This window comes from Erythrobacter sp. HL-111 (assembly GCF_900105095.1).
Lineage (GTDB): Bacteria > Pseudomonadota > Alphaproteobacteria > Sphingomonadales > Sphingomonadaceae > Erythrobacter.
Genome location: NZ_LT629743.1, coordinates 1,598,138 through 1,619,619, shown reverse-complemented (window position 1 = coordinate 1,619,619; position 21,482 = coordinate 1,598,138). Strand labels below are relative to the sequence as shown.

The following is a 21,482-nucleotide window of genomic DNA, read 5'->3' as shown; positions in this document are numbered from 1 at the left end:
CACCGCCATGATGCAACACGCCGCCCGCCCGCTCCTTGCCGCCGTGCTCTGCGCCTGCGCGCTGCCTGCCGTGGCGCAGGACACCCGCCCCGCGGATCCCGCACCGCGCGCCACCGGGCCCGAGGCCGAGCGTGCCGAGACCGAGTTCGATCCCGCGGTCGAAACCGCCAATGCCGCGCTCGAAGTCGCGCCGGTGTTCGACGGGCACAACGACGTGCCGATCCAGCTGCGCGCGCGTTTCGACAACCGGCTGGCCGGTTTCGACTTCGCCGACACCGCCGAAACCGGGGAGACGCACCCCGAAGGGCGCGTGATGCAGACCGATCTCAAGCGGCTCGCCGAAGGGCGTGTCGGGGCGCAGTTCTGGTCGGTCTACGTCCCCGTCTCGCTCACCGAGCCCGAGGCGGTGCAGATGACGCTCGAACAGATCGACGTGACGAAGCGCCTGATCGAAAGCTACGACGAGCTGGCCTTCGCCCGCACCGCCGACGATGTCGAGAACGCCTTTCGCGAGGGGCGCATCGCCTCGCTCCTGGGGATGGAGGGCGGCCATTCGATCGGATCGAGCCTTGCCGTGCTGCGGCAGATGCACGATCTCGGCGTGCGCTACATGACGCTGACCCACAGCGCGAACACGCCCTGGGCCGACAGCGCCACCGACACGCCGGAGCACGGCGGGCTCAGCGATTTCGGGAAGGACGTGGTGCGCGAGATGAACCGGCTGGGGATGCTGGTCGACCTCTCCCATGTCAGCGAGGAGGCGATGATCGACGCGCTCGACGTCGCCAGGGCGCCGGTGATCTTCAGCCATTCGGGCGCGCGCGCGGTCAACGGCCACGCGCGCAACGTCCCCGACAGCGTGCTGCGCCGCCTGCCCTACAACGGCGGGATCGTGATGGTGGTCGCGCTGCCCGGCTATCTCAACGAGGAACGTCGCCAGTGGTTCGCAGAGCGCGAGGCGGAGCAGGCGCGGCAGGAATCCCTCCTCCAGGGCCAGCCCGACAAGGTCGAGGCGGCGATGGAGGAATGGGACGCCGCCAATCCCGAGCCCGCGACGACCATTTCCCACATGGCCGACCATATCGACCACATCCGCGAGGTGGCGGGGATCGAATCGATCGGGATCGGCGGCGACTTCGACGGGATGCCGACGGGGCCGGAAGGGTTCGAGGACGTGAGCGGCTATCCCGCGCTCTTCGCCGAGCTCGCGCGGCGGGGCTACAGCCAGGCCGAACTCGAAATGATCGCGAGCCGCAACGCGGTCCGGGTCCTGCGCGAGGCGCAGCGTTACGCCGCGAGCGTGCGGGACGAACCGCCGATCGAGACGCTCATCCCGCCGGCCGCGCAATAGGGGATCGGTCCTCGCCCGTCAGTCCTTCAGCGGGTCATGGCCCCAGTTCATCAGGCTGTAGCGCCAGTTGCTGTTTTCGACATCGCCGCCCGGCCGCTGCGCGGTGTGGCGGGCGATGTAGCCGTTGACGGTCTTCATGTGATCGTACTGGGCGTCCGACAGGTCGTCCTTCCTGGTGCGCTTGATCTCGACGATCATGCGGCCCGACCTGTGGCCCTTGCTTTCGCCGCCTTCGCCGTCGGCGCTGATGCCGACCGATTTCGATTCCTCGGTTTCCAGCCATTCCTCGAGTTCGCGCGGCGCCATGTTCACGCGGTCCCGGAAGGTCTCGTAGACTTCCTGCCTTTCCTCGGCATCCATCAGCCGCGGTCCCATTCCTCAAGCTCGCTGCCGCGCTTCAGCACGCGGTCGCCGTCCTCCTGCTTGACGAGATAGGCCGGGTTGTCGGCATCGCCTTTCCTGGTGATCTCCGAGCCCCGGAGGGTCCGCGTCACCTCGCGCTCGAACCGTTCCTCGATCTGGCCGCGGCCTTCGCCATTGCCCCAGTTCCATTTGACGTATTGCCCGGTCTGGAAGCTGTCCGAATTGCTCATGGGGATCTCCTTTCGCGCCCTATTCGCCCGTTGTCGGTTCCTCGACCGTCGATTCGGGCGCTGTCGGAAGGCCGGTGGGGACGGCGGGGATTTCGTCTTCGGGCACCCCGTCCTCGCGCATTTCCTCGACCCGTTCGGTCGCGGTTCCGGCGCCTCCGACATCGCTCTGCTGCAGGGCGGGGATGATCCACGCGATGCTCATCGCGACGATCGCGATCAGGGTCGAGATGAAGAGAATCCAGCGCACACGCCCGGACGTCTCGCCCGCGCGGGCGTTCTCGTCCTCGATATGCGTCGCGCCCTCGGCGTCGGTTCTGTTGGTGGTGTCGGCCATGTCCTTGCCTCCCCTTGGAAAAATGTCTCACCGGACCAACGGAGGTGCCGCTGGCCCGTTCCGAGACGGGGATCGGGGATGGCCGCGAAACGGGCCGTCTAGTCGCGCAGAAGCTCGTTGATGCCGGTCTTGGCGCGGGTCTGCGCGTCCACCGTCTTGACGATCACCGCGCAATAGAGCGAGGGGCCGGGCGAACCGTCGGGCAGGGGCTTGCCGGGGAGCGCGCCGGGGACGACGACCGCATAGGGCGGGACTTCGCCGCGGTGGATCTCGCCCGTTTCCCGGTTCACGATCTTGGTCGAGGCGCCGAGATAGACGCCCATCGAAAGCACCGCGCCTTCGCCCACGCGCACGCCCTCCGCGACCTCGGAGCGCGCGCCGATGAAGGCCCCGTCGCCGATGATGACGGGGTCGGCCTGCAGCGGTTCGAGCACCCCGCCGATCCCGGCGCCGCCCGAGATGTGGACGTTCTTGCCGATCTGCGCGCAGGAGCCGACCGTCGCCCAGGTGTCGACCATCGTGCCTTCGTCGACATAGGCGCCGATATTGACGAAGCTCGGCATGAGCACGACGCCCCTGCCGATGAAGCTGCCGCGCCGCGCGACCGCGCCGGGCACCACGCGAAAGCCGCATTCGCGAAAGCGCCGCTCGCCCCAGCCGGCGAACTTGCTCGGCACCTTGTCGAAGGCGCAGGCGCCGCCCGAGCCGTGCTCGATCAGGCGGTTGTCGTGGAGCCGGAAGGACAGCAGCACCGCCTTCTTGAGCCACTGGTTGACCCGCCAGCCGCCTTGCCCGTCGGGTTCGGCAACGCGGGCCTCGCCCTTGTCGAGCAGTTCGAGCGCATCGCCCACCGCGCCGCCGATGCTGCTGCCGGGGGTGATGTCGGCGCGGTTCTCCCACGCTTCCTCGATCCGTGCGATGAGTGTGTCGGTCATGGGGTCTCCTCGGGAAAGGTCGGCGCGGGACCGCGCGAGAAAGGGCTGCTAGCCGGGCGCGCGGGGCGGGGCAAGCGCCTTGGGTCGGCGATGCCCGCCGCCGGGGCGGCGAGAAAGCACCGCTTCGGCGGCAAAGCCGGGCGACGCGGGCGGGCCGCTTTGGTATTTCCCGCAAGCACGTTCATTCGCCGGAAAGTAGGCCCGGGCAGGAAAGGCGCGTCATGACCGATTTCCCGAACGCTCCCCCGGCCGTGCGCCCGGCCTCTCGGCTGCTGGCCGGGCTTTCGCATCGCGGCATTGGCGCGGGGCTGGGCGCAGCCGCGCGGCGGGGTCCGGCGCCCACGGACCCGGACCGCGCCCCGATCCGCTGGACCCGCACGACCCGCGCGATGCTCGCCGCGCTCGCCTGCGCCGCGCTCGCCGCTTGCGGCGGGGGCGGCGGGGACGGCGGAGGCGTCATCTCCACCCTGCCGCCCCCACCCCCGCCGCCGCCCCCTCCGCCTCCGCCGCCGCCACCCCCGCCGCCGCCGCCGCCGCCCAGTTTCGATACGGCCGAATTCCGTCGTTCCGACGGGCCGGGCTTCCACGGGGCCGACACCGCCTGGCGCGAAGGGTTTACCGGCGCGGGGGAGATCATCGCGGTGGTGGATTCCGGGATCGACCCCGACAGTCCCGAATTCGCCGGGCGCATCCACCCGGCCTCGCGCGATGTCGCGGGCGACAGGGGCATCGCGCCCGAGGATGATCACGGCACCAACGTGTCGCTCGTCGCCGCTGCCGCGCGCGATGGCACGGGCGTGCTCGGCATCGCCTTCGAGGCGGACATCCTCGCCCTGCGCGCCGACCAGCCGGGGTCCTGCACGGGTGATACCCCGTCCGACCCAACGCTGTCCTGCAGCTTTCTCGACAGCGACATCGCGCGCGGGGTCGATCTCGCGGTGGCGACGGGGGCGAGCGTGGTCAATCTCTCGCTCGGCGGGGGCGGGGTTTCGCCCGGCCTGTTCGAGGCGGTGCGGCGCGCGTCCGATGCCGGGCTGGTGATCGTGGTCGCGGCTGGCAACGCGGGCGACGGGTCGGACCCGGCGATCGACCCGTTCCAGCCCGATCCCTTTGCCCAGGCGCTTGCCGATGCGGGCGGGGCGAACGTCATCATCGTCGGATCGGTCGACGATGACGGGGAGATTTCGGCCTTCAGCAACCGCGCCGGCGATTTCGCCTCCTCCTTCCTCGCCGCGCGGGGGGAACGCATCTGCTGCGTCTACGAGGATGGCGAGGTCTTCGTCGAAACGATCGACGGGGACCAGTTCGTCACGCTCTTTTCCGGTACCAGCTTCGCCACGCCGCAGGTTTCGGGCGCGGTGGCCCTGCTGGCCGAGGCCTTTCCCAATCTCACCGGGGAGGAGATCGCCGAGATCCTGCTGACCACCGCGCGCGATGCGGGCGCGGGCGGGGAGGACGCGATCTACGGGCGCGGCATCCTCGACATCGCCGCCGCCTTCGCGCCGCAGGGCACGACGAGCCTTGCCGGGACCGGCGCGGCGATTGCCCCCGGAGAGGACTTCGCGCTCGGCTCGGCGGCGATGGGGGACGCGCTTTCCGCGCTCAGCCTCGAAACGATCGTGCTCGACCGCTATGATCGCGCCTACCGCCGTTCCCTGGGTCCGCGGGCGCGCGGGGCGGCACAGGTCCGGCGGCTGGCGGGCGCGGTGGAGCGGCCCGGCCTGACCCGCTCCGCCGGGGACGAGACGCTGTCGCTCGCCGTGACGCTGGGCGAGACGGACCGGGCCGCCGGCCTTTCCTGGTCGCGCGACCTGCGCCTCGCCCCGGACGAGGTGGAGGCGCAGCGCGTCCTCGCCGCGCGCGTGGCGGCGCGGGTCTCACCCGACCTGCAACTGGGCTTCGCGCTGGGGAACGGCGCGCAGGGACTGGTGCGGGAATTGCAGGGCACGGGGGCAGGCGCGGCGCGCGCGCCGGTGCCCGGCTTCGCCATCGCGCCCGAGGCGGACGGGGACGAAGGCCTTGCCGGCAGCAGCGACATTGCCGTCGCCGCCCGGCGGGCCATCGGCGCGTGGGGCGTGACCCTTTCCGCCGAGCGCGGACGGGCCTGGCTCGCCGGGCATCGCCGCGCCGAGGACGTGGTCTTCGGCCTCGCCGAACACCGCGCGAAGACGCGCCTTTCGCTGGCCGCCGACCGCGCTTTCGGCGGGACACGGGCGCGCTTCGGCGTGGGCCTGCTGGCCGAGGAGGAAACCGTGCTCGGCGGGCATTTCCACCGCGCCTTCGGGATCGCGGGGGCGGACAGCCTGTTTGCGGACGCGGCGCTGGCGCAGCGGCTCGGGGACGGCTGGAGCCTCGGCGGGTCGCTGCGCGCCGGGATCACCCGCCCGCGCGCCGGGGCGCTGCTGGGCGAAGGGTCGCACCTGCTGACGCAGGCCTGGTCGCTCGACCTTGCCAAGGCGGGGGCGCTCGGGGCGGCGGACCGGATCGGCCTGCGGCTCGCCCAGCCGCTCCGGGTCGAAGGCGGGGCGCTCCATTTCGACCTGCCGGTGGCTTGGGACTATCGCGGCGAAAGCGCGGTGATCGGCCGCCAGTCGGTTTCGCTGGCGCCCGAGGGGCGCGAGGTGATGGGCGAATTCGCCTGGTCCTCGCCCTTCGCCTTCGGCAGCGGGCCGTGGGGCGCGCGGGCGTGGGGGAGCGGGGCGGTCAGCCTGTTCTACCGCCACCAGCCGGGCCATTTCGCCGATGCCCCCGCCGATGTCGGCCTGGCGGTGAGCGTCAGCGCGGGTTTCTGAGGGCGGACACGTCCGCGCGTTCCCGCGCAGGCGGGAGACCCGGGCAACGAAGCGCCATCCGGCACCCGCCGGTGAAGGTCAGGCGCGCGCCTATTCCGGCATCCCGGCGGCGCGGGCGAATTCATGGGCCCGCTCGACCAGCGGCCGGACCCGGTCGCTCATCGCCTTGGCGTGGGCGCTGGAGGCGGTGCCGTCGATCACCCGCTTCTTGATCCCCTGCATGATCCCGGCAAGGCGGAACAGGTTGTAGGCGAAATACCAGTCCATCGGCGGGACCGGGTAGCCCGTGCGCGCGACATAGCGTTCGACCGCCTCCTCCTGCGAGGGGATGCCGAGTTCATCGAGATCCAGCCCGAGCAGGCCTGCGCGCCCGTCCGCCGGATTGTGCCAGTTGAGCATGAGATAGCTGAAATCCGCGATCGGATCGCCCAGCGTCGACAATTCCCAGTCGAGCACCGCGATGATCCGCGGCTCGGTCTTGTGGAAGATGACGTTGTCGAGCCGGTAGTCGCCGTGCACCACGCTGGAATTGTGCTGCGGCGGGATCGTCTGGGGCAGCCATTCGATCAGCCGCTCCATCTCGGGCATGTGTTCGGTTTCGGACAGCTTGTACTGCTTGGTCCAGCGGGCGATCTGGCGGGCGCAGTAATCGGTCGGCTTGCCGTAGTCGCCGAGGCCGATCGCCTGCGGATCGTTGAGGTGCAGGTCCGCCATCGTGTCGATCAGCGCGTGGTAGATCGCCCGGCGTTCGTCCTTCGAACAGCCCGGCAGCGCGCCGTTCCAGAGCGAGCGCCCGTCGGCGAGGCTCATGACGAAGAACTTGGCGCCGATCACCTCCGGGTCCTCGCACAAACCATAGGTTCGCGGTACGGGAAAGCCGGTCGGATAAAGCCCGGTCATCGCGGTGTATTCGCGGTCGACGGCGTGGGCCGAGGGAAGCAGCTTGCCGAAGGGCTGGCGCCTGAGGACGTAGGAGGCGCCGGGCGTGTCGATCCGGTAGGTCGGGTTGGACTGGCCGCCCTTGAACTTGGTGTAGGAGATCGGCCCTTCGAAGCCTTCGACATTGGCCTCGAACCAGGCGGTCAAGGCGTCGAGATCGAGCCTGTCGGCCTCGGGCACTTCGACCGTTCCCACCATTTCCTTGTCGAAATCGATCTGGGGTGCGTCAGTCATCGTTCCCGTCCTCAATCGAACACCACCACGCTGCGCGCCGAGTGGCCGTCGCGCAGCTTGTCGAAGCCCTTGTTGACCTCGTCCAGCGAAATCCGCTCGGCGATGATCGTGTCGAGGTCGAGCAGGCCGCGCAGGTAGAAATCGACGAGGCGCGGCAAGTCCACCGGGAAGTGGTTCATGCCCATGATCGCCCCCATCAGCTTCTTGCCGCCCAGCAGGTCCATCGCGGAAAGGCCCACCTTGCAGTCGAGCGGCATCATGCCGAGGATCACCGCGGTCCCGCCGCGGCGCAGGCACTTGACCGCGAGATCGGCCGAGGCCTGCCGACCGACCGCCTCGATCCCGTAATGGACGCCGCCCCCGGTGATGTCGATGATCTGCATCGCCGCGTCATCGGCCAGCGCGTCGACCGTGTGGGTCGCGCCGAGCACTTCGGCAAGCGCGCGCTTTTCGGGCAGGGGGTCGGCGGCGATGATCCTGGAGGCGCCCGCGATCTTCGCGGCGTTGATCGCGGCAAGGCCGACGCCGCCGCAGCCGATCACCGCGACAGTCTCCCCGGGGGTGAGCTTGACCGCGTTGAAGATCGTCCCCGCCCCCGTCGTCACCGCGCAGCCGATCACCGCCGCGCGGTCGAAGGGCATGTCCTTGTCGATCGCAACGCAGGCGTGTTCGTGGATCAGCATCCGCTCCGACAGGGCGGAGAGGTTGAGCATCTGGTTGACCGGGTCGCCCCCGGCACGCTTCATCCGCGGTTCGGCGCCCTTTGCCCGGCGCGTGTCGGCACCGAGGCAGAGCGCCATGCGGCCGGTCACGCAGAACTCGCAATGCCCGCAGAACGCGGACAGGCAGGAGACGACGTGGTCGCCCGGCTTCACCGTCTTCACTTCCGAACCCACCGCGCGGACCACGCCCGCCGCCTCGTGCCCCGGGATGCAGGGCAGCGGGTGGGGGTAGGCGCCGTCGATGAAATGGAGGTCCGAATGGCACAGCCCGCAGGCCTTGGTGTCGATCAGGACTTCGTGCGGGGCGGGATCGGCGTATTCGACCTCGCCGATGACGAGGCCTTCGCCCGGTTTTTCGAGAATGGCGGCCTTAGCCAATGCTGTTCTCCCAGAGGGCCCCGTGCTCGGGAGAGCAGGGGCATGAGGTTGTCGTGAGGTCAGGCTCGGGTCCCGGCGGGGCGGTGCGCGTCTTCCGGGCCGCCGCCCCCCGGCCCCCTCCTCCGGGGAGGAGGGGGAGTCCGGATCAGCGCGCGACCCCCATGTCGCCCGAGCTCAGCCTGTCGCTGTCGTTCGCCGGAGCGGGACCGTGGCGCAGGGCGTTGGCGGTCGGGCCTTCCTGCGGCGCGTGCTTGGAGAATTCCATGCGGGCGATCGAGCGGGCGTGGACCTCGTCCGGACCATCGGCAAGGCGCAGGGTGCGCTGGTTGGCATAGGCCCGCGCGAGGCCGTAATCTTCCGACACGCCGCCGCCGCCATGGGCCTGGATCGCGTCGTCGATGATCCGCAGCGCCATCATCGGCGCCTGCACCTTGATCATCGCGATTTCCTGCTTCGCCGCCTTGTTGCCGACCTTGTCCATCATGTCGGCCGCCTTGAGGCACAGGAGGCGCGTCATGTCGATGTCGATCCGGGCGCGCGCGACGCGCTCTTCCCAGACCGAATGCTTGTAGATCGGCTTGCCGAAGGCCTCGCGCTCCTGCAGGCGCTTGCACATCTTCTCCAGCGCTTCCTCGGCGACGCCGATCGTCCTCATGCAGTGGTGGATGCGGCCCGGGCCGAGGCGCCCCTGCGCGATCTCGAAACCGCGCCCTTCGCCCAGCAGGATGGCGGAGGCGGGAACGCGCACGTCCTTCATCTCCACTTCCATGTGGCCGTGGGGCGCATCGTCATACCCGAACACCGGCAGGTGGCGCAGGATGTTCACGCCGGGGCTGTCGATCGGCATCAGGATCATCGATTGCTGGGCGTGGCGCTGCGCCTCGAAATCGGTCTTGCCCATCACGATCGCGACCTTGCAGCGCGGATCGCCGAGGCCCGACGACCACCACTTGCGCCCGTTGATGACGTATTCGTCGCCGTCCCGCTCGATCCGGGTCTCGATGTTGGTTGCGTCGGAGGAGGCGGTGAAAGGTTCGGTCATGAGGAAGGCCGAACGGATCTCGCCGTTCATCAGCGGGCGGAGCCATTGCTCCTTCTGTTCGCGCGTGCCGTAGCGGTGGAACACTTCCATGTTGCCGGTGTCGGGGGCGGAGCAATTGAACACTTCGGATGCCCAGCCGATGCGGCCCATTTCCTCGGCGCACAGCGCGTATTCGAGGTTGGTGAGGCCCGGACCTTCGAATTCGAAGCTGTCGTCGACATGGTGGTGGCTGTCGTTGCGCGGCGGCATGAACAGGTTCCAGATGCCGGCGTCCTTCGCCTTGGCCTTCAGTTCCTCGACGATCGGGAGAACCTTCCAGCGATCGCCTTCGCGGTCCTGTTCGTCGTAGACGGGCACGTTCGGGCGCACGTTCTGCTCGATGAAGTCGCGCACGCGATTGCGCCAATAGACCTGGCGTTCGGTGGGTTCGAAATCCATGCGAAGTTCCTCTCTCGTCCTCAATTGCAATCGAATCTGCTGCCCGACCGTGGCAGAGGCGCAGGCCAGCGCCAAGCCCCTGTTTGCGCCCGCCGCCCGCGATCAGCCCGTCTGCGGGCGCTCTGCGGGGCGCCTTGCGGCGGGCCGGATTCCGGGGCGCAGGTTGGCTTCGGGGGTTTCCTCGCCCTCCGGTTCCCGTTCCGCCGCCGCACGGGCATGGCGCGCCGCGACGCGCGCTTCGTGCTGTTCCTGCGTGATCGGGAACCGCGCGAGCCAGAAGGCCGAGATCGCGGTGAGCAGGCCCGTAATGCCGAGATAGAGCAGGGCGAGCCGCGCGGTCACGTCGGCATCGACCGCGGCCTGCGGCGTGCCGGGTTCGAGCCCGATCAGCGAGATCACCAGCCCGGTCAGCATGATGCCGCCCCCGGTCGCGCATTTCTGCACCAGCCAGTTGCCCGAATAGAAGGTCGCTTCCGCGCGCTTGCCGGTGCGCTCCTCGAAGGCCTCGACGATTTCGGCCACCATCGAGGTCGCCGAGATGATCGAGACGATCCCCGCCGTGTTGGCGAACAGCACGAAGGCCATGACCATGCTCGTCGAGGCGGTCGAGCCGGCTTGCGGCCACGCGCCGAGCAGGAGCAGGGCGTAGGGCACCGCGATGATTGCCAGCGCCGCGAGCGCGCCCCCGGCCGCGCTCATCGGCTTGCCGAACCGCCGGTGCAGCGGGCCGACGGTGAGGAACATCAGCACCACCGAAGCCCCGAGCACGAGCGGATAGGCCTGGAAGGCGGTTTCGCTGAACTGCCAGACATAGAGGTTGAGATATTGCGTCATCGAGAAGGTCATGCCCTGGCTGACATAGGCCGCGAGCCCGCCGAGGGCGAAGATGACGAAGGCCTTTTCGCGGAAGGCGTCGAAGATCTCGGCGAAGGCCCCGCCGAGCGAGAAGGGCGGCGGGCGCTTCTCGGGCAGGCGCGCGACCAGTCGGTGCTGCCCGGCGGCCGAGCCGATCACCGAAACCGCCATGATGATCGCGCCCGCAAGGCCATAGGCGGCATAGCCTTCGGGCCGCAGCTGCGCCGCGGGCGTCGGCAGGAACACGCTGAAGGTCAGCACCATCATCAACAGTCCGCCGCACCAGCCCGACAGGAAGCGGAACCGGAACAGCGTGGTGCGCTCGACGTAATCCTCGGTGATCTCGGGCACGAGGCTGATCGAGGGCACCTCGCAGGCCGACAGCAGCAGCCGCACGCCGACCGCCAGCACGACGATCTCCAGGAAGGAGGGCGTGCCCGCGAAGGGCGGCGACCACAAAAGGGTCCACATCAGGGCGAGCGGGATCGGCGCGATGTAGAGCCACGGCAGGCGGCGCCCCCAGCGGGTGTAGGTGCGGTCCGACAGGTGGCCGAGCAGCGGATCGACCAGCGCATCGACCACCAGCGCCGTCGCCAGCGCGGCGGAAACCACCCACGCCTCGACGCCGAGCACGAGATTGTAGAAGGGCAGGAGGAAGAACGAAAAACCCCCGTCCTTGACCCCGAAGGCGACCGAACCCGATCCGTGGACGATCTTCAGCCCGAGCGGCACCTTGCCCTTGACGAAGCTCATGCGCGCCCTTGCGCGGGGCCGTCCACGGGTGCGCCTCCGGCGAATCCGGACCTTGCGATCATCGCTCGATTACCTCTCCATCTCTCCCCTCAAGAGTGGCCGTGCCGGAGCCGTTCGTCAATCGCGCGCCGGGCGGCGCGGCGTGACGCTACGGCATCCCGGCTTGTCCGTTTCGCAGGACGAGAGCGCTTGCAGGCCTCGCGAAAATCACGCTAACGTAAAGGTCAAGTGGGAGCTTAGCGAAAGCAGAGGAGAGTCCGAACATGAGCGATCTCGAACAATTCCGCATGGAAACGAGAGCGTGGCTCGAGGCGAACTGCCCGGCCGAAATGCGCGAGCCCGTGCGCGACGAGGAAGACGTCTACTGGGGCGGCCGCAACGCCGCGTTCAAGAACGACGCGCAGAAGGCCTGGTTCGAGGCCTGCGTCGAAAAGGGCTACACCGTCCCCGCCTGGCCAAAGGAATACGGCGGCGCGGGGCTTTCCGCCCCCGAAGCGAAGGTCCTGCGCGAGGAAATGGCCCGCCTGGGCGCGCGCCCGCCGCTGTCGTCCTTCGGCATCTGGATGCTCGGCCCGGCGCTGCTGCATTTCGGCACCGAGGGGCAGAAGCGGCGCTTCCTCAATGAAATCGCCCGCGGGGAAATCCGCTGGTGCCAGGGCTATTCGGAGCCGGGTTCGGGTTCGGACCTCGTGTCCCTCCAGACCTATGGAGAGGACAAGGGCGATCACTGGGTCGTCAACGGCCAGAAGGTCTGGACCTCCTATGCCGACCAGTGCGACTGGATCTTCTGCCTCGTCCGCACCGACAAGGCGAACAAGTACCAGGGCATCACCTTCATGCTGATCGACATGGAGACGCAGGGCGTTTCCACCCGGCCGATCAAGCTCATCAGCGGCAATTCGCCCTTCTGCGAAACCTTCCTCGAGGACGTGAAGGTGCCCAAGTCCTATGGCGAGGACATCCCCGCGCAGGTGGGCGAGGTCAACCGCGGCTGGGACGTGGCGAAATACCTCCTCGGCCATGAGCGCGAGATGATCTCGGGCGCAGGCGGGGGCGATCGCACCGCGGCGATCGGCGCGGCGATGAAGCGCCACGCGGCGCAGAACGGCGACGAGCTCGATCCCGTCCTGCGCGCCGAACTCGCCATGTTCGACGTCGACGCGCTCGCCTATGGCTGCATGGGCGAGAAGTTCCTCGACGAGATCAAGGCGGGCAAGACCCACCCCGCGCAGCCCAACATGATGAAATATGCCGGGACCGAGCTCAACAAGCGCCGTCACGAGCTGATGATGGCCGCCGGCGGTTCGCGCAGCCTCGAATGGGAGAGCGAGGAAACCGGCGGCGGCAAGCCTGCCCGCAACTGGCTGCGCACCAAGGCGAACTCGATCGAGGGCGGCACTTCGGAAATCATGCTCAACGTGGTTTCCAAGCGCATTCTCGAACTGCCGGGCGGCTGATCCGCCCCGCCCACGAATGACGAGCGGGCCGCTTCCGGCGATACGGGGGCGGCCCGCTGACCATCCGACACCCAGACGAACGAAGAGAGAGGAACTCGTCCGCCATGCCCCTTTACCACGACGAAGACCAGGCGATGCTGGCCGACACCGCCAGCAGCTTCATGGCCGAGGAAGGCAATATCGCCAAACAGCTGCGCCACTGGCGCGACCGCGACTGCAAGGATGGTTTCGGCCACGGGTTGTGGAAGCAGATGGCCGAACTGGGCTTCACCGGCATCCTCGTCGAGGAGGACCAAGGCGGGCTCGGCATGGGCCATGTCGAGGCGGGCATCGTGCTCGAGGAAATCGGGCGCAACCTGACCCCGTCGCCCTTCCTGACCTCCTCGGTGCTCGCCGCGACGGCCCTCGGGCACGGTTCGGACGACCTGAAGGGGCGCTATCTCCCCGGCCTCGTCGCGGGCGAGAGCGTCTTTGCCGTGGCGATCGACGAGACCGCCAAGCACCGGCCCGAGCGCATCGCGACCCGCGCGGAACGGTCGGGCAACGGCTTCCGCCTGACCGGCTCCAAGAGCTTCGTCGTCCACGGCGCCAGCGCCGACATGATCGTGGTCGCCGCGCGCACCGGCGGTTCGGACGACGACAGGGACGGGATCACCCTCTTCGCCGTGCCCAGGGATGCCAAGGGCATGAGCCATGACGCGGTGCGGCTGGTCGATTCCTCGATGGCGACCCACACGAAATTCGACGGCGTCGAGCTCGACGGCGACGCCGTGATCGGCGAAGTCGACGGCGGGCGCGAGGTGCTCGACGCCATGCTGCGCGCCGGGCGCATCGGCGCGGCGGCCGAAGGCGTCGGCGTCGCGCGCGGCGCGATGGACCGCACGATCGACTATCTCAAGCAGCGCAAGCAGTTCGGCAAGCTGATCGGCGAATTCCAGGCGCTCCAGCACCGCGCCGCGCACCTCTATTCCGAGGTCGAGATCGCCCGTGCGGTCACGATCAAGACCCAGCAGCTGCTCGACGCGGGCGCCGAAAGCGCCGACATGATGACCTCGGTCGCCAAGGCCAAGGTCGCCAGGACCGCGCGCCTCGCGGTGCAGGAAGGCGTGCAGATGCACGGCGGGATCGGCATGACCGACGAATACGACATCGGCCTGTTCATGAAGCGCGACCGCGCGCTCGCCGAATTCCTCGGCGACGCCTACTACCACGCCAACCGGGTGGCGCAGCTCAGCGGGTATTGATCGATTTCTCCCCCTCCTTCCCGGAGGAGGGGGTCGGGGGGTGGTGGCTCCTCGCGACCTGCGGAGACCCACCCCGCTGCGACTGGGCAGGCAAGCTGCCAAGTCTCGCTGCCCCTCCCTCAAGGGAAGGGGATGGGAGGATTAGAAAAATGAACGTTCAAGAACTCTTCAGCCTCGACGGGCGCATCGCGCTCGTCACCGGGGGCAGCCGCGGGATCGGCAAGATGTTCGTCGAAGGCCTGCTTTCGGCGGGCGCGGCGCGGGTCTACATCTCGGCCCGCAAGGTCGAACAGATGGAAGCCACCATCGCCGAATTCGCCGAGGCCTTCGGCGAGGGCAAGGTGATCGGCATCCCCGCCGACCTGTCGCAGATGGACGGCATCCAGCACCTCGCGGACGAGATCGCGCGGCGCGAGGACAGGCTCGACATCCTCATCAACAACGCGGGCGCCGCCTGGGGCCAGCCCTATCTCGAATTTTCCGAGGCCGGCTGGCACCGCACGATGGATCTGAACGTCAAGACGCCGTTCTTCCTCACCCAGAAGCTCCACGACCTGCTGGTCGCGGGCGGCAGGGGCGACCATCCGGCGAAGGTGATCCACGTCTCCTCGATCGACGGGCAGCGGATCAATCCGTGGGAAACCTACGCCTACCAGGCTTCCAAGGCGGGCGTGATCCAGCTCACCCGGCGCATGGCCGCGCGGCTGATCCAGGACAACATCATCGTCACCTCGATCGCGCCCGGCGCCTTTGCGAGCGAGATGAACAAGGCCGCCAAGAACGCGCCCGACGCTTCGGCCAGCGTGATCCCGGCAAAGCGCATCGGCAGCCCCGAGGACATGGCCGCGGCCGCGATCTACCTGTGCAGCCGCGCGGGCGACTATGTCGTGGGCGAGACGCTGACGGTCGACGGCGGCGTGGTGAACGCCGCGCTCCCCTCGAGCTTCAACGACCCCGCAGGCTGAACGAAGCGCTCCACGCAGCTTGGCACTACGACGCAAGGAGTGCCAAGCTGCAATGCCTTGGGGCGCAAGGATATGTCAGGGAAAAATCCGCCGACGCAAGAATTGACTGCCTTCGCCTTTCGGGTCAGCATGGCTCCCGACAGCAAGGAGGCAGCAGCGAAGGAGCGCGCATGGCGGATCGGGATTTCGAACGGCAACTCAAGGGGTATGGCCTTCTGACGGCCGAAATCTTCTACTTCTTCCCCGACTACCCTTCGCTGATCCAGCAATATGTCTGGCAGGAATACGACGAGGCGCCCGATTACCCGGTCCTGTTCGGGTTCCTCGATCACTGGCGGCGCGAGATCGAGGCGGCGATCCATTCGGTCCGGATCGCCCACGAACGCAGCATCGGCCCGCGAGAATTCCGCGCGGTCGGGAGCGAATTCACGCTCCAGTAGGCGCGCGCCCGGCTGCGCGCGGGAAAGGGCCGATCGGACCGGCGACCTTGCGGCAGGCTTCGGGTTTCCTGCCGCCAGCCTGCGACCTCCGGCCCGGCGCCGCCGCCCTGGCCCCCCGGCCTAGCCCATCAATTCGCGCACGAAGGGGATGAGCCCGGTCTGGCGCTGGCGCTTCATGCGTTCGGCGTTGAGGATCTGGCGGACCTTGCCGAAACATTGTTCGACATCGTCATTGATGACGACATAGTCGTAGCCGTCCCAGTGGCTGATCTCGGCCCGCGCGCGTTCCATCCGGCCGCGGATCACCTCCTCGCTGTCGGTCGCGCGCGAGCGCAGGCGGCGGTGCAGTTCCTCGATCGAGGGCGGCAGGATGAACACCCGCACCACGTCCTGCTGGTCCTTCTGGTAGAGCTGCTGCGTGCCCTGCCAGTCGATGTCGAACAGGAAATCCTGCCCTTCCTTGAGGGCCGCGCGGATGATCCCCTTGGGCGTGCCGTAGCGATAGTCGAAGACATGGGCCCATTCGTAGAAATCGTCGTCCTCGACCATGCGGTCGAATTCGGCGTCGCTGCGGAAATGGTAATGCTGCCCGTCGATCTCGCCCGGACGCGGCGGGCGGGTGGTGACCGAAACCGAGAGCCTGATCTCGCGGTCCTGTTCGAGCAGCATCCGCGACAGAGTCGTCTTGCCCGCGCCCGAGGGCGAGGAGAGGATGAACATGAGGCCGCGGCGCTTCAAGGCGGGCGACGGGTCCGGGCGATCGGGAGGGGGAGTGTCCATGCGCCCCGTTGCCGCAAAGGGGGTGCCTTGATCAAGGGGCGGGATCGTTCCCGCGCAATCAGCTGCTGCGGGAGCGGGCGGCCTCGCGTGTCCGGCGGCGGCGCAGCTCGCGCGCCTTGCCGCGGTCGTAGAGCGTCTTGGCGAAGAGCCCCCCGGCCACCGCCGCTAGGCCGGGCAGCGATCCCGCCGCGAGCCGGCTCGCGCCGAACAGGCCGACCGTGCGGATCAGCCCCTTGCCGTCCTTGAACTTCGTGGCCTGGTCGGGGTCGTATTCCTCGAGCAGCATCCGGTCCCTGAGCTTGCGCCGCAGCAGGACGCTGGCGCCGCGCAAGACGATGTCGGCGATCATCAGGTTGGTGTTGGGGTCCGGGCTCGGCATGGCCCGGCCGAGGCGGCGGGGCTTGGGTCCGTCGGCGGGCGGGAGCCTGTCGGGATGCTCGGGATCCTGCCGGTCGGCATCGTCGGTGGAGTCCGGGGCAATACTCGAAGCCATCGCGGCGCTATTTCTTCCTTCCGAAATCGACCGTCACGACATTCGACCCGTCGCCGTCCCCGTCCCCGTCAGCCTCCCCGCCGGGACCCGCCGGTTCGCCGTCGTTTTCCGCGTCGTCGTGTTCCTGGTGCGGCAATTCCTCCACCGAGGTCTGGAACTGCAAGCCGAAATCGACGGCCGGGTCGACGAATGCGGTGATCGCCGCGAAGGGGATCTGCAGCTTGGCCGGGATCTGGTTGAACGACAGGCCGACGGTGAAGTCCTTTTCGCGCACCTCGAGGTCCCAGAACTTGTTCTGGAGCACGATCGTCATCTCGTCCGGGAAACGGTCGCGCAGGTGCTGCGGGATGGAAACGCCGGGCGCGGCGGTCTTGAAGGTGATGTAGAAATGGTGGTTGCCCGGCAGGCTGCCCCCGCCGCGCTCGATCTCGCCGAGCACGCGGCCGACGACGGCGCGCAGGGCTTCCTGCACGATCTCGTCGTAGGGGATCAGGCTGTCGGGCGTTTCCTCGCTCATATCATGCGGAATCGTGGCGGGCCTTGCCAGCATGGTCAAGCGTTTCGTGTGCCCCTCCCGCATTTCCCCCCGCGCGCCGCGCGCCGGGCCGGCCGTGATGCGCTCCTTCTCGCGCTCCCTCTTGCCTGGGGCGGCGACACGCCTATAGCGCGGCCATGACCAGCTTTTCCGACCGCGAGGGCGCCCGGCGCACCGGCTCGGTTTCGCGCGAGACGGCCGAGACCAGGATCGCCATCACCGTCGATCTCGACGGGGCGGGGGCCTATGACGTCTCGACCGGCATCGGCTTTCTCGATCACATGGTGGAACAGTTCAGCCGCCATTCGCTGATCGACGTGACCATGAAGGTCGAGGGCGATCTGCACGTCGATCAGCACCACACGACCGAGGATTCGGCGATCGCGCTGGGCCAGGCCCTGTCCGAGGCGCTCGGCGACAAGGCCGGGATCGGGCGCTACGGCCATGCCTATTCGCCGATGGACGAAACGCTTTCGCGGGTCGCGCTCGACATTTCGGGGCGGCCCTACCTCGTGTGGAAGGCGGGTTTCACGCAGGAAAAGCTCGGCCAATGGGACACCGAGCTGATCGAACACTGGTTCCATTCGATCGCGCAGAGCGCCGGGATCACGCTGCACATGGAACTCATTTACGGCACCAACAACCACCACATCTGCGAAAGCCTCTACAAGGGCTTCGCCCGCGCCATGCGGCAGGCGGTCGAACGCGACCCGCGCAAGGGCGGCGCGATCCCGAGCACCAAGGGGATGCTCGGTGGGTGAGGTCGTGGCCCTCGTGGATTACGGCGCGGGCAACCTCCACTCGGTCCACAATGCGCTGAAGCGGGCCGGGGCGAATGTCACCGTCACCGACGATCCCAACGTGGTGCGCGCGGCTGACCGGATCGTGCTGCCCGGCGTCGGTTCGTTCAGGGCCTGCGCCAGGGGCCTCAAGGCCGTGCCCCACATGATCGAGGCGATGACCGAGCGGGTCCATGTCGGCGGCGCGCCCTTCCTCGGCATCTGCGTCGGGATGCAGCTGCTCGCCACCAGAGGCCTCGAACATGGCACCACCAAAGGCCTCGACTGGATCCCCGGCGAGGTTCGCCGGATCGAGCCCGCAGACCCCGCGATCAAGGTCCCGCACATGGGCTGGAACGATGTCGGCATCCTTCCCCACGCGCGCGATCACCAGGTGTTCGAGGGGGGCGAGGCCTATTTCCTGCACTCCTACCACTTCGTCGCCGACGATCCGCACCATGTCGCCGCGCTGACCGATCACGGCGAGGGGCTGGTGGCGGCGGTCGCGCGGGACAACATGGTGGGCGTGCAGTTCCACCCGGAAAAGAGCCAGGCCTATGGGCTGGCGACGCTCTCCCGCTTCCTGGAGTGGTATCCATGATCGTCTTCCCCGCCATCGACCTCAAGGGCGGCGAGGTCGTGCGCCTGGCCGAAGGCGACATGGCCCGCGCGACGATCTACGGCGACGATCCGGCCGCGCAGGCGATGATCTTCGCAGAAGCGGGCGCGGAGCACCTCCACGTGGTCGATTTGGACGGCAGCTTTGCCGGGCGGCCGGAAAACCGCGCCGCGGTCGAGGCGATCGTCGAACGCTTTCCCGGCTATGTCCAGCTTGGCGGCGGCATCCGCGACGCGGCGACGGTCGAGGGCTGGTTCAATCTCGGCGTCGCGCGCGTGGTGATGGGCTCCGCCGCGCTGAAGGACCCCGAATTCGTCAAGGACATGGCCCGCGAATGGGAAGGCGGCATCGTTGTCGCGGTGGATGCGAAGGACGGCATGGTCGCGACCGAGGGCTGGGCCGAAGTCTCCGACGTGCCCGTCGTCGACCTCGCGCGCCGGTTCGAGGACGCGGGCGTCGCCGCGCTGCTGTTCACCGACATCGGGCGCGATGGCTTGCTGAAGGGCGTCAACATCGACGCGACCGTGGACCTCGCACGCCGGGTGGACATTCCGGTGATCGCCAGCGGCGGCGTGCGCGGACTGGACGACATTCACATCCTCTCGGTCCACGCGCATGAAGGGATCGAGGGAGTGATAACGGGCCGCGCGCTGTATGAGGGCAAGCTCGACCTCGCCGCGGCGATCGCGATGGGGGCGCGGTCGTGAACGAGCAAATCGTCGTCTACATTATCGCATTTCTCACTCTTGGAGGGGTCTTGGGCCTTAGTGGCTATTCGCTCTTGCGCGCTGCGAAAAAGCAAAGGGCGCTGCTCGGTATGATTGACCCTGAACGCTCCGAAAATCCTTTGTTGTTCTGGGCTTCGGTTGGGACGAACGCTTTCGTGTTCGTTATCGGCTTATTCATGACGTTCGTAATTGTGGTGGCGCTGGCATGACCGTCCGCATCCGCGTCATCCCCTGTCTCGACGTGGCCGAGGGCCGCGTGGTCAAGGGCGTCAATTTCGTCGATCTCAAGGACGCGGGCGATCCGGTCGAACAGGCGCGCGCCTATGACGCGGCGGGGGCGGACGAATTGTGCTTCCTCGACATTTCAGCCAGCCACGAAGGGCGCGGTACGCTGCTCGACATGGTGCGGCGCACCGCAGAGGTGTGCTTTATGCCGTTGACCGTCGGGGGGGGTGTGCGCTCGGTCGAGGACGCGCGCGCCCTGCTGCTGGCAGGCGCGGACAAGGTCGCGGTGAACTCCGCCGCCGTCGCCCGGCCCGAACTGGTCGGCGAGATCGCGAAGAAATTCGGCAGCCAATGCGTCGTTGCCAGCGTCGATGCGCGCCGCGTCGCGCCCGAAGTGACGGTGCAGGGGGGCGAGCCGGAACCCGGGCCGCGCTGGGAAATCTTCACCCATGGCGGGCGCAAGCCCACCGGAATCGACGCGGTCGAATATGCGATCAAGGTCGCGGAGCTGGGCGCGGGCGAACTCCTCGTCACCAGCATGGACGGCGACGGGACGAAGGCGGGATACGACCTCGAACTCACCCGCACCATCGCCGATGCGGTGAGCGTGCCCGTGATCGCGAGCGGCGGGGTCGGCACGCTCGACCACCTCGTCGAAGGCGTGCGCGAGGGCCACGCGAGCGCGGTGCTCGCCGCCTCGATCTTCCATTTCGGGACTCACTCCATCGCCGAGGCGCACAAGGCCCTGCGCGATGCCGGCCTGCCGGCGCGGGGCGACTGAAAACGCGCGACGCCGGCCTGGCGAGGCGGGGGCATTGGATCGCCTGTTAGCTTCGGGGGCGAGGCTGCGCGGCCGATACAACGCCGTAAACCCCTCCCCAACCCCTCCCTTTGAGGGGAGGGGCTTTAAGGTCGATTCAGCGTTCCCCCGACTCCCCTCCCCGCGGGGAGGGGTTGGGGATGGGGGCTCCCCCGTGGATCAAAAGTCGCAACCCCACCCGGGGCTTTCAGTCCGGCCAAGGCCCCTCTATGGGAAGGCGCATGGACACGCTGCACCGCCTCGAAGCCACCATCGCATCGCGCCGCGCCGCCTCGCCGGAGGAAAGCTATGTCGCGAAGCTCAACGCCAGGGGCCTGCCCAAGATCGCGCAGAAGCTGGGCGAGGAAGCGACCGAGGCGGTGATCGCGGGCGTCGCGGGGAGCAATGAGGAACTGGTCGGCGAAAGCGCGGACCTGCTCTTCCACCTGCTCGTGCTGCTCGGCGCGCGCGGCGTGTCGCTCGACCATGTCCTTGCCGAACTCGACCGGCGCGAAGGGCTGTCGGGCCTCGAGGAAAAGGCCATGAGGAGCGAATAATGCCGATCGATGCGACCCTGCCCTATGACGACGACAACATCTTCGCCAGGATCCTGCGCGGGGAAATCCCCTCGACCAAGGTTTACGAGGACGAATGGGCGCTCGCCTTCGAGGACATCAACCCGCAGGCGGAAAACCACACGCTGGTGATCCCCAAGGGCCGTTATGTCAGCTGGGACGATTTCAGCGCGAAGGCTTCGAGCGAGGAGATCGCCGGCTTCATCCGTGCCGTCGGCCATGTCGCGCGCGAGAAAGGACTGGTCGAACCGGGCTATCGCCTGCTCGCCAATGTGGGCCCTCACGCCGGGCAGGAGGTGCCGCATCTCCACGTCCACGTTTTCGGCGGAGAGCCGCTGGGACCGATGATCTGGAAGCGCGGCTGAGGCGCCGGGGCGCGGGCGGGCGCGGGCGGGCGCGGGCGGGGGGCGTTCCGCCGCTGTTCAGGCAGGTCCTGCAAATCACTCTGGCCTGCGAATCCCGTTAAGGCTAATCGCG

At 68.3% G+C, this 21,482-nt stretch carries 24 protein-coding genes; 13 read left to right on the top strand and 11 right to left on the bottom strand.

Translation table 11 applies throughout. The features are described from left to right. Positions 1–10 precede the first annotated feature (10 nt). A complete protein-coding gene (locus BLU08_RS07610; protein ID WP_090201154.1) occupies positions 11–1,351 on the top strand; it encodes a dipeptidase in 1,341 nt (446 codons plus the stop codon). 18 nt (positions 1,352–1,369) lie between these two features. Here the strand turns inward: BLU08_RS07610 and BLU08_RS07605 are convergent, their stop codons facing one another. The 4 genes from BLU08_RS07605 to dapD all read right to left on the bottom strand — a co-directional run bounded on the left by BLU08_RS07605 (position 1,370) and on the right by dapD (position 3,213). After that, positions 1,370–1,726, bottom strand: a complete 357-nt coding sequence (locus BLU08_RS07605; RefSeq protein ID WP_233995899.1) for a DUF3140 domain-containing protein — start codon at positions 1,724–1,726, stop codon at positions 1,370–1,372. Next, a complete protein-coding gene (locus BLU08_RS07600) occupies positions 1,711–1,944 on the bottom strand; it encodes a DUF2945 domain-containing protein (RefSeq protein WP_090197662.1) in 234 nt (77 codons plus the stop codon). The genes BLU08_RS07605 and BLU08_RS07600 overlap by 16 nt, the downstream gene beginning before the upstream one ends. Positions 1,945–1,963: 19 nt before the next feature. Continuing rightward, positions 1,964–2,278, bottom strand: coding sequence for a hypothetical protein (locus BLU08_RS07595; RefSeq protein ID WP_197676849.1), 315 nt, complete (start codon positions 2,276–2,278; stop codon positions 1,964–1,966). 98 nt (positions 2,279–2,376) lie between these two features. Continuing rightward, on the bottom strand, positions 2,377–3,213 hold the full coding sequence (gene dapD, locus BLU08_RS07590; protein WP_090197659.1) for a 2,3,4,5-tetrahydropyridine-2,6-dicarboxylate N-succinyltransferase: 837 nt from the start codon (positions 3,211–3,213) through the stop codon (positions 2,377–2,379). Positions 3,214–3,434: 221 nt separating this feature from the next. On the opposite strand from dapD, the gene BLU08_RS07585 reads away from it, so the two are divergent. Beyond that, positions 3,435–6,005 (top strand): S8 family peptidase, encoded by a 2,571-nt coding sequence (locus BLU08_RS07585; RefSeq protein ID WP_233995898.1) that lies wholly within the window; start codon positions 3,435–3,437, stop codon positions 6,003–6,005. A gap of 90 nt (positions 6,006–6,095) precedes the next feature. Here the strand turns inward: BLU08_RS07585 and BLU08_RS07580 are convergent, their stop codons facing one another. The 4 genes from BLU08_RS07580 to BLU08_RS07565 all read right to left on the bottom strand — a co-directional run bounded on the left by BLU08_RS07580 (position 6,096) and on the right by BLU08_RS07565 (position 11,366). After that, on the bottom strand, positions 6,096–7,178 hold the full coding sequence (locus BLU08_RS07580) for a phosphotransferase family protein (RefSeq protein WP_090197656.1): 1,083 nt from the start codon (positions 7,176–7,178) through the stop codon (positions 6,096–6,098). An 11-nt stretch (positions 7,179–7,189) separates the two neighbouring features. Next, positions 7,190–8,278 carry a Zn-dependent alcohol dehydrogenase gene (locus BLU08_RS07575; protein WP_090197653.1) on the bottom strand — a complete coding sequence of 363 codons (1,089 nt, stop codon included), beginning with the start codon at positions 8,276–8,278 and terminating at the stop codon, positions 7,190–7,192. A gap of 145 nt (positions 8,279–8,423) precedes the next feature. Next, positions 8,424–9,758: an acyl-CoA dehydrogenase family protein gene (locus BLU08_RS07570; protein WP_090197650.1), complete on the bottom strand. Its 1,335-nt coding sequence runs from the start codon at positions 9,756–9,758 to the stop codon at positions 8,424–8,426. 102 nt (positions 9,759–9,860) lie between these two features. Continuing rightward, the gene (locus BLU08_RS07565; RefSeq protein ID WP_090197647.1) at positions 9,861–11,366 is read right to left on the bottom strand and encodes an MFS transporter; all 1,506 of its coding nucleotides are present in this window, start codon (positions 11,364–11,366) and stop codon (positions 9,861–9,863) included. 263 nt (positions 11,367–11,629) lie between these two features. Between BLU08_RS07565 and BLU08_RS07560 the strand changes: the two genes are divergently transcribed. The 4 genes from BLU08_RS07560 (at position 11,630) to BLU08_RS07545 (ending at position 15,472) form a co-directional block, all read left to right on the top strand. Next, positions 11,630–12,823, top strand: a complete 1,194-nt coding sequence (locus BLU08_RS07560) for an acyl-CoA dehydrogenase family protein (RefSeq protein ID WP_090197643.1) — start codon at positions 11,630–11,632, stop codon at positions 12,821–12,823. A 104-nt stretch (positions 12,824–12,927) separates the two neighbouring features. After that, the gene (locus BLU08_RS07555; RefSeq protein ID WP_090197640.1) at positions 12,928–14,067 is read left to right on the top strand and encodes an acyl-CoA dehydrogenase family protein; all 1,140 of its coding nucleotides are present in this window, start codon (positions 12,928–12,930) and stop codon (positions 14,065–14,067) included. Positions 14,068–14,216: 149 nt separating this feature from the next. After that, positions 14,217–15,032, top strand: a complete 816-nt coding sequence (locus tag BLU08_RS07550; RefSeq protein WP_090197635.1) for an SDR family oxidoreductase — start codon at positions 14,217–14,219, stop codon at positions 15,030–15,032. A 170-nt stretch (positions 15,033–15,202) separates the two neighbouring features. After that, positions 15,203–15,472, top strand: a complete 270-nt coding sequence (locus BLU08_RS07545) for an usg protein (RefSeq protein ID WP_090197632.1) — start codon at positions 15,203–15,205, stop codon at positions 15,470–15,472. A gap of 120 nt (positions 15,473–15,592) precedes the next feature. Here BLU08_RS07545 and gmk read toward each other — a convergent pair whose 3' ends face one another. From gmk to BLU08_RS07530, 3 genes are read right to left on the bottom strand one after another with little or no spacing between them, the layout of a single operon-like run. Then, positions 15,593–16,252 carry a guanylate kinase gene (gmk, locus tag BLU08_RS07540; RefSeq protein ID WP_090197628.1) on the bottom strand — a complete coding sequence of 220 codons (660 nt, stop codon included), beginning with the start codon at positions 16,250–16,252 and terminating at the stop codon, positions 15,593–15,595. A gap of 58 nt (positions 16,253–16,310) precedes the next feature. Next, positions 16,311–16,745, bottom strand: a complete 435-nt coding sequence (locus BLU08_RS07535) for a hypothetical protein (RefSeq protein ID WP_090197625.1) — start codon at positions 16,743–16,745, stop codon at positions 16,311–16,313. A gap of 7 nt (positions 16,746–16,752) precedes the next feature. Then, positions 16,753–17,262 (bottom strand): SspB family protein, encoded by a 510-nt coding sequence (locus tag BLU08_RS07530; protein WP_090197622.1) that lies wholly within the window; start codon positions 17,260–17,262, stop codon positions 16,753–16,755. 155 nt (positions 17,263–17,417) lie between these two features. On the opposite strand from BLU08_RS07530, the gene hisB reads away from it, so the two are divergent. The 7 genes from hisB (at position 17,418) to BLU08_RS07495 (ending at position 21,370) form a co-directional block, all read left to right on the top strand. Then, on the top strand, positions 17,418–18,041 hold the full coding sequence (gene hisB, locus BLU08_RS07525) for an imidazoleglycerol-phosphate dehydratase HisB (protein WP_090197619.1): 624 nt from the start codon (positions 17,418–17,420) through the stop codon (positions 18,039–18,041). Next, positions 18,034–18,660: an imidazole glycerol phosphate synthase subunit HisH gene (gene hisH, locus BLU08_RS07520; protein ID WP_090197617.1), complete on the top strand. Its 627-nt coding sequence runs from the start codon at positions 18,034–18,036 to the stop codon at positions 18,658–18,660. Before hisB ends, hisH begins: the two co-directional genes overlap by 8 nt. Further along, positions 18,657–19,385, top strand: coding sequence for a 1-(5-phosphoribosyl)-5-[(5-phosphoribosylamino)methylideneamino]imidazole-4-carboxamide isomerase (hisA, locus tag BLU08_RS07515; protein WP_090197614.1), 729 nt, complete (start codon positions 18,657–18,659; stop codon positions 19,383–19,385). The genes hisH and hisA overlap by 4 nt, the downstream gene beginning before the upstream one ends. After that, on the top strand, positions 19,382–19,615 hold the full coding sequence (locus tag BLU08_RS07510; protein ID WP_090197611.1) for a hypothetical protein: 234 nt from the start codon (positions 19,382–19,384) through the stop codon (positions 19,613–19,615). The genes hisA and BLU08_RS07510 overlap by 4 nt, the downstream gene beginning before the upstream one ends. Then, on the top strand, positions 19,612–20,412 hold the full coding sequence (gene hisF, locus BLU08_RS07505) for an imidazole glycerol phosphate synthase subunit HisF (protein WP_090197606.1): 801 nt from the start codon (positions 19,612–19,614) through the stop codon (positions 20,410–20,412). Before BLU08_RS07510 ends, hisF begins: the two co-directional genes overlap by 4 nt. Positions 20,413–20,672: 260 nt before the next feature. Next, entirely contained in the window at positions 20,673–20,987 is a 315-nt protein-coding gene (locus BLU08_RS07500; RefSeq protein WP_090197603.1) for a phosphoribosyl-ATP diphosphatase, read from the top strand. Beyond that, the gene (locus BLU08_RS07495) at positions 20,987–21,370 is read left to right on the top strand and encodes a histidine triad nucleotide-binding protein (protein ID WP_090197599.1); all 384 of its coding nucleotides are present in this window, start codon (positions 20,987–20,989) and stop codon (positions 21,368–21,370) included. Before BLU08_RS07500 ends, BLU08_RS07495 begins: the two co-directional genes overlap by 1 nt. Positions 21,371–21,482 lie beyond the last annotated feature (112 nt).

Coding starts and splice junctions, on each gene's coding strand:
- BLU08_RS07610 (WP_090201154.1), top strand. CDS start 11: ATGCAACACGCCGCCCGCCCGCTCCTTGCCGCCGTGCTCTGCGCCTGC.
- BLU08_RS07605 (WP_233995899.1), bottom strand. CDS start 1,726: ATGGGACCGCGGCTGATGGATGCCGAGGAAAGGCAGGAAGTCTACGAG.
- BLU08_RS07600 (WP_090197662.1), bottom strand. CDS start 1,944: ATGAGCAATTCGGACAGCTTCCAGACCGGGCAATACGTCAAATGGAAC.
- BLU08_RS07595 (WP_197676849.1), bottom strand. CDS start 2,278: ATGGCCGACACCACCAACAGAACCGACGCCGAGGGCGCGACGCATATC.
- dapD (WP_090197659.1), bottom strand. CDS start 3,213: ATGACCGACACACTCATCGCACGGATCGAGGAAGCGTGGGAGAACCGC.
- BLU08_RS07585 (WP_233995898.1), top strand. CDS start 3,435: ATGACCGATTTCCCGAACGCTCCCCCGGCCGTGCGCCCGGCCTCTCGG.
- BLU08_RS07580 (WP_090197656.1), bottom strand. CDS start 7,178: ATGACTGACGCACCCCAGATCGATTTCGACAAGGAAATGGTGGGAACG.
- BLU08_RS07570 (WP_090197650.1), bottom strand. CDS start 9,758: ATGGATTTCGAACCCACCGAACGCCAGGTCTATTGGCGCAATCGCGTG.
- BLU08_RS07565 (WP_090197647.1), bottom strand. CDS start 11,366: ATGAGCTTCGTCAAGGGCAAGGTGCCGCTCGGGCTGAAGATCGTCCAC.
- BLU08_RS07560 (WP_090197643.1), top strand. CDS start 11,630: ATGAGCGATCTCGAACAATTCCGCATGGAAACGAGAGCGTGGCTCGAG.
- BLU08_RS07555 (WP_090197640.1), top strand. CDS start 12,928: ATGCCCCTTTACCACGACGAAGACCAGGCGATGCTGGCCGACACCGCC.
- BLU08_RS07550 (WP_090197635.1), top strand. CDS start 14,217: ATGAACGTTCAAGAACTCTTCAGCCTCGACGGGCGCATCGCGCTCGTC.
- BLU08_RS07545 (WP_090197632.1), top strand. CDS start 15,203: ATGGCGGATCGGGATTTCGAACGGCAACTCAAGGGGTATGGCCTTCTG.
- gmk (WP_090197628.1), bottom strand. CDS start 16,252: ATGGACACTCCCCCTCCCGATCGCCCGGACCCGTCGCCCGCCTTGAAG.
- BLU08_RS07535 (WP_090197625.1), bottom strand. CDS start 16,745: ATGGCTTCGAGTATTGCCCCGGACTCCACCGACGATGCCGACCGGCAG.
- BLU08_RS07530 (WP_090197622.1), bottom strand. CDS start 17,262: ATGAGCGAGGAAACGCCCGACAGCCTGATCCCCTACGACGAGATCGTG.
- hisB (WP_090197619.1), top strand. CDS start 17,418: ATGACCAGCTTTTCCGACCGCGAGGGCGCCCGGCGCACCGGCTCGGTT.
- hisA (WP_090197614.1), top strand. CDS start 18,657: ATGATCGTCTTCCCCGCCATCGACCTCAAGGGCGGCGAGGTCGTGCGC.
- hisF (WP_090197606.1), top strand. CDS start 19,612: ATGACCGTCCGCATCCGCGTCATCCCCTGTCTCGACGTGGCCGAGGGC.
- BLU08_RS07500 (WP_090197603.1), top strand. CDS start 20,673: ATGGACACGCTGCACCGCCTCGAAGCCACCATCGCATCGCGCCGCGCC.
- BLU08_RS07495 (WP_090197599.1), top strand. CDS start 20,987: ATGCCGATCGATGCGACCCTGCCCTATGACGACGACAACATCTTCGCC.